Source organism: Paucibacter sp. PLA-PC-4 (assembly GCF_026241155.1).
Lineage (GTDB): Bacteria > Pseudomonadota > Gammaproteobacteria > Burkholderiales > Burkholderiaceae_C > Roseateles_E.
The window spans coordinates 15129-27077 of the sequence record NZ_JAPFGP010000024.1 but is presented as its reverse complement, the minus strand read 5'-3'; the positions used below and the strand labels follow the sequence as shown (position 1 = coordinate 27077).

Below are 11949 nucleotides of genomic sequence, written 5' to 3'. Positions count from 1 at the left end.
GGCGGCCAACCCCATTCGCGTCGGGTCCATGATCCTACCGCAGTGCAACATGCTCGCCCTGCGCACGGCCAAGAGCCCTTGTCCGACAGGCCTGTTTGGGGCGGCTTGGGCGCGCGGCTGTGGCGTCCACGCCAATGGCGGCGCACCAAATTGCGGCACCCATGCCATCTTCAGGCGCATCGGGCACCACACCCGGGCCAGGCCCTATTGCCCGGACGCGACGCCCATGTCACAACACGGATGTCACAATTGACACATAAGCTTGTTGGCTCATGCTGTGATCCACATGATCCACACCAGCCCTGTCGAATAACGGAGCATCAAAGACAATGAAAGCACAACACCTCGTCGCCGCACTGCTGGCTGCCGGCCTTGCCACCGGCGCCCAAGCACAAACCGAAGTCCAGTGGTGGCACTCCATGGGCGGCGCCCTGGGTGAATGGGTCAATGACCTGGCCAAGGATTTCAACGCCAGCCAAAAAGATTACAAGATCGTGCCCACTTTCAAGGGCAGCTATGACGAGTCGATGACGGCCGCAATCGCCGCCTTCCGCGCCGGCAACGCACCGCACATCCTCCAGGTCTTTGAGGTCGGCACGGCCACGATGATGGCCAGCAAGGGCGCCATCGTGCCGGTGGGCGAGGTGATGAAGAACGCCGGCGCCAAGTTCGACCCGAGCGCCTATGTGCCTGCCGTGGCCGGCTACTACACGGCCCCCAACGGCCAGATGCTGAGCTTCCCCTTCAACAGCTCGACGACGGTGTTCCACTACAACAAGGACGCCTTCAAGGCCGCCGGCCTGGACCCGAACAAGGCGCCGGCCACCTGGCCGGAGGTGGCCCTGGCCGCCGCCAAACTCAAGGCCAGCGGCCACAAGTGCCCCTTCACCACCAGCTGGGTCAGCTGGACCCAGTTCGAGAGCTTCTCGGCCTGGCACAACGTCGAGTTCGCCAGCAAGAACAACGGCTTCGGCGGTCTGGACACACGGCTGAACTTCAACACGCCGCTGCATGTGCGCCATATCGAGAACCTGGCCAATATGTCCAAGCAGGGCCTGTTCGTCTACAAGGGTCGCGGCAATGCGGCCGACGCCACCTACGTCTCGGGTGAGTGCGCGATGACCACCGGCTCCTCGGGCCTGTATGCCAATGTGAAGCGCAATGCCAAGTTCGGCTTCGGCATCTCGCCGCTGCCCTACTACCCAGACGTGACCGGCGCACCGCAGAACACCGTGATCGGCGGCGCCAGCCTGTGGGTGATGTCGGGCAAGAAGGCGCCCGAGTACAAGGGCGTGGCCGCGTTCTTCAGCTATCTGGCCCGCACCGATGTGGCGGCCGACAGCCACAAGCGCACCGGCTACCTGCCGGTGACCAAGGAAGCCTACAACGCCACCGAGAAGTCGGGCTTCTACAAGGACAACCCGGGCACCGAGGTGGCCGTGGTGCAGATGATCCGCAAGACCACCGACAAGTCGCGCGGCGTGCGCCTGGGCAACTTCGTCCAGATCCGCACCATCATCGACGAGGAAATGGAACAGGTCTGGGGTGGCAAGAAGAGCGCCAAGGAAGGCATCGACGCCGCGATCAAGCGCGGCAACGAACAGCTGGAGCGTTTCGAGAAAGCCAACAAGGGCTAAGCTCCCCGCTTTGAATGATCGATAGAACCCGCCGCCCTGGGAAACCGGGGCGGCGGGTTGATGCTTTTGGGAAGGGACATCATGTCCGTAGAAAAACGCGTGCTTTTCAAATCGGGATGGCTGCCCTGGGTGCTGTTGGCACCGCAGGTCATCGTCATCACCGTGTTCTTCTTCTGGCCGGCCGGCCAGGCGCTGCTGCAATCGCTGCAGCAGCAGGATGCCTTCGGCATGTCCACCGAGTGGGTGGGCCTGCAGAACTTCCGCCAACTCTTCAGTGACGAGAGCTATCTGGCCTCGTTCAAGATCACCGCGCTGTTCTCCGCGCTGGTGGCGGGTTTCGGCCTGGCCATCGCGCTGCTGCTGGCCGTGATGGCCGACCGCGTGATCAAGGGCGCCTTCGCCTACAAGACTTTGCTGATCTGGCCCTATGCGGTGGCGCCGGCGGTGGCCGGCGTGCTGTGGCTGTTCATGTTCGCGCCCTCCTTCGGCGTGGTCTCCTACATGCTGCAGGCCGCCGGTACGGACTGGAACCATCTGCTGAACTCCAACCATGCGATGACGCTGATCGTCGTCGCCGCGGTCTGGAAGCAGATCTCCTACAACTTCCTGTTCTTCCTGGCGGGCCTGCAGTCGATCCCGAAGTCGCTGATCGAGGCGGCCGCCATCGACGGTGCCAGCCCGGCCCGGCGCTTTTGGACCATTGTGTTCCCGCTGCTCTCGCCCACCACCTTCTTCCTGCTGGTGATCAACGTGGTCTACGCCTTCTTCGACACGTTCGCCATCGTCGACGCGGCCACCCACGGCGGCCCGGGCAAGGACACGGCCATCTTGGTCTACAAGGTCTACTACGACGGCTTCAAGGCCCTGGACCTGGGCGGCTCGGCCGCGCAGTCGGTGGTGCTGATGGTCATCGTGATCGCGCTGACCGTGCTGCAGTTCCGTTTTGTCGAGAAGAAAGTGCAGTACTGAGATGATCGAACGTCGCCCCGCCCTTACCGTGCTGGCCCATCTGACGCTGATTCTCGGCGTGCTGATCGTGGCCTTCCCGGTCTACCTGACCTTTGTCGCCTCGACCCAGAGTGCCGAGCAGATCGCGCAGAGCCGCCCGCTGTCGCTGCTGCCCGGTGACCACATGCTGGAAACATGGAAGCTGGCCCTGTTCGGCGGCGAGACCAGCGCCGGCAGCCGAATTCCGCCGGCCCTGCCCATGCTCAAGATCAGCCTGATCAGCGCGCTGGTGATCTCGCTGGGCAAGATCGCGATCTCGCTGCTTTCGGCCTTTGCGATCGTCTACTTCCGCTTCCCCTTCAAGAGCTTTTTCTTCTGGGCCATCTTCGTGACGCTGATGCTGCCGGTGGAGGTGCGCATCGGCCCGACCTACCAGGTGGTGTCGGATCTGAAGATGCTCAACACTTATGCCGGCCTGACCGTGCCGCTGATCGCCTCAGCCACCGCCACCTTCTTGTTCCGCCAGTTCTTCATGACGGTCCCGGACGAGTTGGTGGAGGCCGCACGCATGGACGGCGCCGGGCCGATGCGGTTTTTCTGGGACGTGCTGCTGCCGCTGTCACGCACCAGCATCGCCGCGCTCTTCGTGATCCAGTTCATCTACGGCTGGAACCAGTACCTGTGGCCCCTGCTGGTCACCACGCAAGAGGACATGTATCCGGTCGTGATGGGCATCAAGCGCCTGATCACAGGCGAGTCCTACACCGAGTGGAACGTCGTGATGGCCACCGCGCTGCTGGCGATGATCCCACCGGCGCTGGTCGTGATGCTGATGCAGAAGTGGTTCGTCAAGGGCCTCGTCGACACTGAAAAATAATGACTTGCGGAACAGACCGCCGCTGCGCAGCGGCAGGCTGTGTCCCCGACTCATCAGATGAATTTGCGTGCCGGACCGCAGCCGCGCAGCGGCAGGCCCGGACACCAACCGATTGAGAAAAATATGGCAAGCATTTCCCTTCGCAATGTGGTCAAACGTTATGGCCACGGCCCCAAGGCCAATCAAGTGATCCACGGCGTCAACGCCGAGATCAAGGACGGCGAGTTCATCGTCATCGTCGGACCCTCCGGCTGCGGCAAGAGCACCTTGCTGCGCATGGTGGCCGGGCTGGAGGAGGTCTCCGGCGGCGAGATCGCCATCGGAGCGCGCGTGGTCAACGACATCGAGCCCGCCGAGCGCGATATCGCGATGGTGTTCCAGAACTACGCGCTCTACCCGCATATGAGCGTGTTCGAGAACATGGCTTACGGCTTGAAGATCAAGAAGGTGCCGATCGCCGAAATCAAGACCCGCGTCGACAAGGCCGCCAAGATCCTCGAGCTGGGCCATCTGCTGGACCGCACGCCGCGCGCCCTGTCTGGCGGTCAGCGCCAGCGCGTCGCGATGGGCCGCGCCATCGTGCGCAATCCGCAGGTCTTCTTGTTCGACGAGCCCTTGTCCAACCTGGACGCCAAGCTGCGAGCCCAGACTCGGCTGGAGATCCAGAAGCTGCACCGCGAGCTGGGCGTGACCTCGCTGTTCGTGACCCATGACCAGGTCGAAGCCATGACCCTGGCCCAGCGCATGATCGTGATGAACGGCGGTCACATGGAGCAGATCGGCACGCCCGAGGAGGTCTACCAGCGCCCCGCCACCACCTTTGTCGCCAGCTTCATCGGCTCGCCGCCGATGAATCTACTCAAAGGCCAGGCCAAGGGCAACAGCTTCACGGTCGGCGGCATCACCTTGGCCCTGCCGGCCCCGGCACCGCGCGAAGGCGAGCTGATCCTGGGCTTGCGCCCCGAGCATCTGGACCACTGGAACGCCACGTCCGGCTGGCCTCTGAAGGTTGAGATGATCGAGATGCTGGGCGCCGAGCGCCTGGTCTATGGCCGCCTGGGCACTGAGCAGTTCACCCTGCGCATTGACGGCACCCTGGTGCCGCCAGCGGTCGGCGACACGCTGATGCTGGAGCTCAGCGCCAAGCAGCTGCACTGGTTCGACGCGCAGACGCAAAAGCGCGTCGGGAGTTGAGCGATGGGTGAATGGCCGATGCCTATGTGGATCGCCCATCGCGGCGCCGGCAAACTCGCCCCGGAGAACACGCTCGCGGCTTTCCGCGAGGGTGCAAGGCACGGCTATCGCGCCTTCGAGTGCGATGTGAAGCTCAGCGCCGACGGCATCCCCTTCTTGCTGCATGACGCCACGCTGAACCGAACCACACCCGAGCGCGGTGTGGCCGGCGAGCGCGGCTGGGCCGAGCTTTCGCGTATCGATGCCGGCGCCTGGCACAGCCGCGCCTATGCCGGCGAGCCCATACCCAGCCTGGACGCGCTGGCCCGCTACGTCATCGCGAACGGTTTCGCGCTGAACATCGAGATCAAGCCGACACCGGGCCAGGAGCTCGTGACCGGCCAGGTGGTGGGCCGCGAGGTGCTGCGTCTGTGGAAGGGCTCGGGCCTGATGCCGCTGTTGAGCTCCTTTCAGCCCGAGGCCCTGGCCGGCGCCCTGCAGACCGCGCCGGAGCTCCCGCGCGGGCTGCTGCTGGACAAGCTGTCGCAGGGCTGGCTGGACCAAGCACTGCGCATGCAATGCCGCGCCGTGATCACGAACTATGCGCTGATGAACCAGGCCCTGGTCGAGCAGCTGCATGCGGCCGGACTGAAGGCCCTGGTCTACACGGTCAACGACCCTGCGTCGGCACAATGGCTGATGGCCAATGGGGTGGACGGCATCATCACGGACGCCGTGGACAGGTTCTCGCCGGGCAGCTGAGGCGACTGGCAGCTACGCCCGCGGTCTGTACTGACGCCTTCACGGCTTCAGTACGGCACGGGCGCCACACCGGCGTGAGCGTAGATGTCGAACCAGCCTGCGGGGAGGCCGTCGCGGCGATGGTGGCGATGCTGACTGCTGCGCAGCAGCAATGACCATGCCGTCGATGTACCGTGCTCAGGACAGGGCGTCACTCAGCTGAAAACGCCGACCGCCGGTTCCGCCCACACCGGCAAGAACGCCAGCACGATGACCAATCCGGCCATCCACACGTAGCGCTGTGACTCAAACAAATAAAGTCCGTCGGAACAAAATAGAGTTCGTCGGACTTGTTGTGTTTTGGGAACCTTAGGCCTGGGTACTTCTCATTGCGCGAGGCCAAGTGCTCTGGCCTGGCCGACCGTGCGGCGCCAACGCCGGTCGAACCGACTGGTAATCAACCCATTCGGATCGAAGTCCTTTCCTCACCTTGTCGGGCTACGTTGGCTTGGTATGCAAGCGCGGCGGCTTGGAGGACGTTCCGGATGACAAGCTTTGCGAGTTGTCTGCGCTATGCGCGCTCGCGACCGCCGCCAGCCCGGCCAAGGCATATCGCGTCATGTCGTCGACAAGCCCCTGCTCATCGTCGTACGCCGCCGGCATGACCTGTCGCAGCAAGTCGCGCGGCGCGATGGTCATCATGATGCACGGCATCACGATCATGGCCAGCGAGCGCTGAACCGCAGGATGGCCTGCGGGCAGGCCCAGCACCTCGGCCACGATTGACATCACGATCTGGATCTTGGGCAGCACGGCCTTGCGCATCAGCACGGCCATGTGCGGCGACGGGGCGACCATCATTTCGTGCACGAGGACGCGTAAGCCCCAGGGAACCTCCTGACCGCTGACCCGCTGCGCCAGCAGCCCGATCACCGCGCGCAATCGGGCCTGCGGCTCAGCGCAGACACACCCGATGGCCGCGAGGTCGTCGAGGCGCACCAACTGGCCGTGCGCCTCGATGAGCACCGCCTCGTATAGACCTTCGCGACTACCGAAGTGGTAGTTGACGGCCGCCATATTGGCACCTGCTGCCAGGCAGATTTCGCGGCTGGTGGTGCGCTCGAAGCCTTGCTCGGCAAAAAGCCGTCCGGCCACCTGAAGTATCAGCGCCCGCGTCTCGACGCCGTCGGATCGGACCGAGCGGGGTCGTGGTGGGGTCTGTCGCCCGGGCTTGGATGTCATGGCGCAAGCGTACCAACAAAAGTCTTCATATCTAATTCAAATTAGAATTTGAAGTAGGCTATGATGCGATCCGACGCACGCTTGTGCTGCCTCAGCAGTGGGCTGATTCCGCTTCAAGACCCGGAGACCCCTGACCATGAATCCGAAGATCCTTGTTCCCGTCGCCGTCGTGGCCGTCGCGCTCACTGCGGGCTTGGCTTGGGTGTGGGCCCTACAGCTGCCCGCCGATGACCCCAACCGCCTGACGCTGTATGGCAACGTCGACATCCGTCAGGTGGCACTGGCCTTCAATGGCGGCGACCGCATTGCCTCGCTGAGTGCCAGCGAAGGTGACAGCGTGCGTGCCGGCCAGGTATTGGGACGGCTGGACACTACGGCGGCCAGGCTGCGGCTGGCGCAGGCCCAGGCGCAGGTAGGCGTGCAGGAGCAGGCACTGCGACGCCTGCAGGCCGGCAGCCGCGCGCAAGAGCAGGCGCAGGCGCGAGCACAGCTGGCGGCAGCGCAGGCCCAGGCCGAGCTCGCGACCCGCCAGCTCGCACGCGTACAGGCCACCAGCGACGTCACGCACGGCAAGGGCGTTAGCCGGCAGGACCTGGACAATGCTCGCGCGCAGCAACAGGTCACGCTGGCGCAGGCCGAAGCTGCGCGCAAGGCGGCAGAACTGGTGCTCGCCGGGCCGCGCCGGGAAGACATCGCTCAAGCCCAGCAGGCGCTGGCCGCTGCGCAAGCTGCACTGGCGCTGGTTCAGCGGCAAATCGACGAGTCGGAACTGCGCGCCCCGACCGACGCCGTGGTGCGGGCACGCCTGCTCGAGCCCGGCGAGATGGCCACGCCGCAGCGCCCCGTCTATACCTTGGCCATCACGGCACCGAAATGGCTGCGCGCCTACGTCGACGAAGCCCACCTGGGTCGCCTTCGCGTCGGCATGCCGGCGCAGATCCGCATCGACAGCGATCCCGATCACCCGCTGACGGCCAAGGTGAGCTCGATAGGCTCGGTGGCGGAATTCACGCCGAAGACGGTTCAGACGCCCGAGTTAAGGACCAGCCTTGTCTACGAGCTTCGGATGCAGGTCGAAGACCCCGACAACCGCTTGCGCTTGGGCATGCCGGCCACAGCACAACTCAATCTGGGCCCGCAGCGCACGGCCGCGGCAGCCTCCACAGACACCCTCACTACTGGCAGCCGGCCATGAACGCAACGCTGGCCCTGGACGGCCGACATCTTTGCCGGCGCTTTGCCGTCGCCGGGACGCGTGAACACACGCAGGCCATAGCCGACGTTTCGCTGCAGGTGGCGATGGGCTCGCTGGCGGCGATGGTCGGGCCCGATGGCGCGGGCAAGACGACGCTGTTACGCATGGCCGCTGGCTTGATCGTCCCCGACGCCGGCACGCTCACGGTGCTGGGCATCGATGTCGCGCAGCACCCGCAGGCGGTGCAGGACCGCATCAGCTACATGCCGCAGCGCTTCGGTCTGTACGACGACCTCAGCGTGCAGGAGAACCTGGACCTGTACGCCGACCTGCACGGCGTCCCCGCCGATCGGCGCCAGGCCCGCTACGCGCAGCTGATGGCGATGACCAACCTCGGGCGCTTCAAAACCCGCTTGGCCGGCCAGTTGTCGGGTGGCATGAAACAGAAGCTGGGCCTGGCCTGCACCCTGGTGCGCTCGCCCGAGCTGCTGCTGCTGGACGAGCCCACCGTGGGCGTGGACCCGCTCTCGCGGCGCGAGTTGTGGGAGATCGTGCAGTCGCTCGTCACCGATGAGCAGCTCACCGTGATCGTCAGCACCGCCTACCTGGACGAGGCCGAGCGCTGTTCGCAGGTGTTCCTGCTGCGCCAGGGCAAGTTGCTGGCCGCAGGCGACCCGGCCTCGCTGCGGCAGCATGCCCACGGGCGCTGCTTCATCGTGACACCGCCTGCCGGCCGGCCGGCACGCTGGCTGCAGGGGCGTCTGCTCGACGACACGGCGCACGTTGTGGACGCCGTGCCGCAGGCCGGCGAGGTGCGCACCATCGGCATGGGCGATGACGCCGAAGCGCCTGCCGCGCTGCTGGGCCTGGCGAGGCGCGCGGTTCCGGCGCGGCTGGAGGATGGCTTCATGGTGCTGTTGAAGTTGAACAGCACCGCTTCCGCGATGCCTGTTCAGGCCAACGATGCAGCCGCATCGCCGCGAACCAAGTGCGACGCCGAGACCATGATCGAGGTGCGCGACCTGGTGCGCAAGTTCGGCGATTTTGTTGCCGTGGCCAACACGACTTTTAGCGTCCGGCGTGGTGAGGTCTTTGGCTTGCTCGGGCCCAACGGCGCCGGCAAGACGACGACCTTCCGCATGCTCTGCGGCCTGCTGCCGGCCACCAGCGGCAGTCTCAGTATGGCCGGCATCGACCTGCGCCATGCGCGTGCCGAGGCGCGTCGCCGCATCGGCTACGTGGCGCAGAAGTTCTCACTGTACGGCAACCTCACCGTCGCCGAGAACCTGCGCTTCTTTGCTGGCGCCTACGGCTTGCGGGGCGAGTATGCGGCGCAGCGCATGGCCACGGTGACCGCACAGTTCGACCTCGACGGCCTTAGCCACACTCCCAGCGGCCAGCTGCCCGGCGGCTACCGCCAGCGCCTGGCCATGGCCACCGCCTTGCTGCACGAACCGCAGATCCTCTTCCTGGACGAACCCACCAGTGGTGCAGACCCGCTGGCGCGGCGCGAGTTCTGGCGCCGCATCACTGCCCTGGCTGAGCAGGGCACGACGGTGGTCGTGACGACGCACTTCATGGAAGAGGCCGAGTATTGCGACCGCATCGTGATCCAGGACGCTGGTCATGTGCTGGCGCTGGGCACGCCGCTGCAGGTGCGGCAGCAAGCGCAGCAGCATATACACCTGGGCTCGACGCCCGGGGCGAACGATGGACAGGGCGCCATGGGCATGGAAGCCGCGTTCATTGCCATCGTCGAACAGGCCAGACAAGCGGCAGGACAAGGCCTGCCTTCGGCCGCCGCTGTGGAGGCGTCGTGAGCGCACCGGGAAGCCACGGCACGACCCCGCAGGGCGGCTTCTGGCGCCGGCTGTTCGCGCTGACTCGCAAGGAGACGCGCCAGCTGCTGCGCGACCGCAGCAACGTTGCCATCGGCCTAGTCCTGCCTGTGCTGCTGATCGTGCTCTTCGGCTACGGCATCTCACTGGACGTGAAGGACGCGCGCGTGGCACTGGTGGTCGACGACCACTCGCCCACGGTGGTGGAACTGTTGTCGGGATTGCGCGGCTCCAACTACATCACGCCCGTGACCGCAGCCTCGATGCAAGCCGCCGAGCTCGCACTGGCCGAGCGGCGGGCAGACGCCATCCTGCGCGTGCCCGGCAACTTCAGCCGCGAGTTCGCCGCGGGGCGCGGCCGTGTGCAACTCCTCCTGCATGGCGCCGACGCGTCCACCGCGCGCACCGTGCAGTCCTACGTCGCTGGCGCGCTGGCGCGCGGCGCGCTGCGCGTCAGCGGTGCGCAGGACCTGCCGGCGCGGGCCATCACGGTAGGCACCGATGCTTTCGGCAGCGTCCATGTCGAGCCGCGCCTGTGGTTCAACGCCGCCAACACCAGCACCTGGTACCTGGTGCCGGGGCTGATGGTGCTGATCATGACGCTGGTCGGCGCCTTTCTAACCTCGATGGTGGTAGCCCGCGAATGGGAACGCGGCACGCTGGAGGCCTTGTTCGTCACCCCGGCGCGGGCCACCGAGATCCTGCTGGCCAAGCTGATCCCGTATTTCGTCGTCGGCATGCTGGGCTTCGCGATGTGCCTGGCCGCCGCGCGCTGGCTGTTCGGGGTACCGCTGCAGGGCTCCGTCTTCCTCTTGCTGCTGGCCTCGGTGCTGTACATGTTCGTCGCGCTCGGCGTCGGGCTGCTGATCTCGTCGGTGACCAAGAACCAGTTTGTCGCCAGCCAGGTCGCGCTGCTAACGAGCTTCCTGCCGGCGCTGATGCTCTCGGGCTTCCTGTTCGACCTGAACAACGTGCCGCTGCCGGTGCGCATCGTCGGCCAGGCACTGCCGGCCACGCACTTCCTTGACCTGATCAAGACGCTGATGCTGGCAGGCAACGTCTGGCCCATCGTCATCCAGGACTGCGCCCTCCTCGCCGGCTATGCCGTGGCGCTCATCGGGGCAGCTCGGCTGGCCACCCGCAAGACGATCGCCTGCCCCCCCGCCTGAAAGCCGCCATGACCGATTTCGTCTTCCGCCTGCTGGCGCTGATCCGCAAGGAGCTGTTGTCGGTGCTGATGGACAAGTCCAGCCGTACCATCCTGATCGGCCCGGTGATCATGCAAAGCCTGCTCTTCGGCTATGCCGCCACTTACGACCTGAGCAACGCGCCCTATGTGGTGCTGGACCAGAGCCGCAGCCCGACCTCGGCGGCGCTGCTGGCCAAATTGGACGGTACCGGCTTTTTCCGCCGCGTGGCCAGCGTGTCGTCCACAGCCGAGATGGAGTCCGCGATCGACAGCCAGAAGGCGCTGATGGCGATCCGCATTGACGCGCGCTTCGAGTCGCAACTTCTGGCCGGCCAGACGACGCCAGTGCAGCTCATCCTGGATGCGCGCAACTCCACCACCGCCAACGCCGCAGCGTCGTCGATGGCGGCCGTTGTCGATGCGTTCAATGCCGAACGGCGCACGCGCGAGGGCATCGAGGGGCCGCCGCTGCTTATCGAAACCCGCGCCTGGTTCAACCCCAACCTGCAGACACGCTGGAACTTCATGCCCGCGCTAATCGCCACGCTGAGCATGATGCAGACCCTGCTGCTGACGGCGCTGTCGGTGGCTCGCGAACGCGAGCAAGGCACTTTCGACCAGTTGCTGGTGACGCCGATGACGCCCACGGAAATCATGATCGGCAAGGCCATCCCGCCAGTTCTCATCGGGCTGGTTCAGGCCACGATCGTGCTTGCCATGACGCGCTGGTGGTTCCAAATCCCGATGGTCGGATCCCTGCCTGTGCTCTACATCGGGCTGGTTTCCTTTCTGGCAGCCGGTGTCGGGATCGGCCTGACAATCAGCGCGCTGTCGCTAAACATGCAGCAAGCCATGATCTACACCTTCGTGCTGCTCATGCCCATGATGCTGCTGTCGGGCTTGACCACGCCGGTGGCGACGATGCCTGAGGTACTGCAGGCGGTGACGCTGGCCAACCCGATCCGCTTCGGCATCGACATGGTGCGGCGGGTCTATCTTGAAGGCGCGGGACTGTCCACCGTGTGGCCGGACCTGTTGCCGCTGATGCTGATCGCGGTCACTACGCTGCCCGCCGCAGCATGGCTGTTCCGCAACCGACTCGCTTGAAG

At 65.4% G+C, this 11949-nt stretch carries 10 protein-coding genes; 9 read left to right on the top strand and 1 reads right to left on the bottom strand.

What is annotated here, in order from left to right:
- The first annotated feature begins 329 nt into the window (after window positions 1-329).
- From ugpB to ugpQ, 5 genes are all read left to right on the top strand, one after another.
- Window positions 330-1637, top strand: coding sequence for a sn-glycerol-3-phosphate ABC transporter substrate-binding protein UgpB (gene ugpB, locus OOZ63_RS25860; RefSeq protein WP_266008550.1), 1308 nt, complete (start codon window positions 330-332; stop codon window positions 1635-1637).
- A gap of 81 nt (window positions 1638-1718) precedes the next feature.
- A complete protein-coding gene (gene ugpA / locus OOZ63_RS25855; protein WP_266008549.1) occupies window positions 1719-2606 on the top strand; it encodes a sn-glycerol-3-phosphate ABC transporter permease UgpA in 888 nt (295 codons plus the stop codon).
- A gap of 1 nt (window position 2607) precedes the next feature.
- Window positions 2608-3462, top strand: a complete 855-nt coding sequence (ugpE, locus tag OOZ63_RS25850) for a sn-glycerol-3-phosphate ABC transporter permease UgpE (RefSeq protein ID WP_266008548.1) — start codon at window positions 2608-2610, stop codon at window positions 3460-3462.
- Window positions 3463-3585: 123 nt separating this feature from the next.
- Window positions 3586-4656: a sn-glycerol-3-phosphate import ATP-binding protein UgpC gene (locus OOZ63_RS25845; RefSeq protein ID WP_266008547.1), complete on the top strand. Its 1071-nt coding sequence runs from the start codon at window positions 3586-3588 to the stop codon at window positions 4654-4656.
- Between the two features lie 3 nt (window positions 4657-4659).
- Window positions 4660-5397: a glycerophosphodiester phosphodiesterase gene (gene ugpQ, locus OOZ63_RS25840; protein ID WP_266008546.1), complete on the top strand. Its 738-nt coding sequence runs from the start codon at window positions 4660-4662 to the stop codon at window positions 5395-5397.
- A gap of 477 nt (window positions 5398-5874) precedes the next feature.
- Here the strand turns inward: ugpQ and OOZ63_RS25835 are convergent, their stop codons facing one another.
- Window positions 5875-6618, bottom strand: coding sequence for a TetR/AcrR family transcriptional regulator (locus OOZ63_RS25835; protein ID WP_266008545.1), 744 nt, complete (start codon window positions 6616-6618; stop codon window positions 5875-5877).
- Between the two features lie 136 nt (window positions 6619-6754).
- Between OOZ63_RS25835 and OOZ63_RS25830 the strand changes: the two genes are divergently transcribed.
- Genes OOZ63_RS25830 through OOZ63_RS25815 form a run of 4 tightly spaced genes read left to right on the top strand, consistent with a single transcriptional unit; the run spans window position 6755 to window position 11947 of the window.
- Window positions 6755-7813, top strand: coding sequence for an HlyD family efflux transporter periplasmic adaptor subunit (locus tag OOZ63_RS25830; protein WP_266008544.1), 1059 nt, complete (start codon window positions 6755-6757; stop codon window positions 7811-7813).
- On the top strand, window positions 7810-9633 hold the full coding sequence (locus OOZ63_RS25825) for an ATP-binding cassette domain-containing protein (RefSeq protein WP_266008543.1): 1824 nt from the start codon (window positions 7810-7812) through the stop codon (window positions 9631-9633). Before OOZ63_RS25830 ends, OOZ63_RS25825 begins: the two co-directional genes overlap by 4 nt.
- Entirely contained in the window at window positions 9630-10820 is a 1191-nt protein-coding gene (locus OOZ63_RS25820) for an ABC transporter permease (protein ID WP_266008542.1), read from the top strand. Before OOZ63_RS25825 ends, OOZ63_RS25820 begins: the two co-directional genes overlap by 4 nt.
- 8 nt (window positions 10821-10828) lie before the next feature.
- Window positions 10829-11947, top strand: coding sequence for an ABC transporter permease (locus tag OOZ63_RS25815; protein ID WP_266008541.1), 1119 nt, complete (start codon window positions 10829-10831; stop codon window positions 11945-11947).
- Window positions 11948-11949 lie beyond the last annotated feature (2 nt).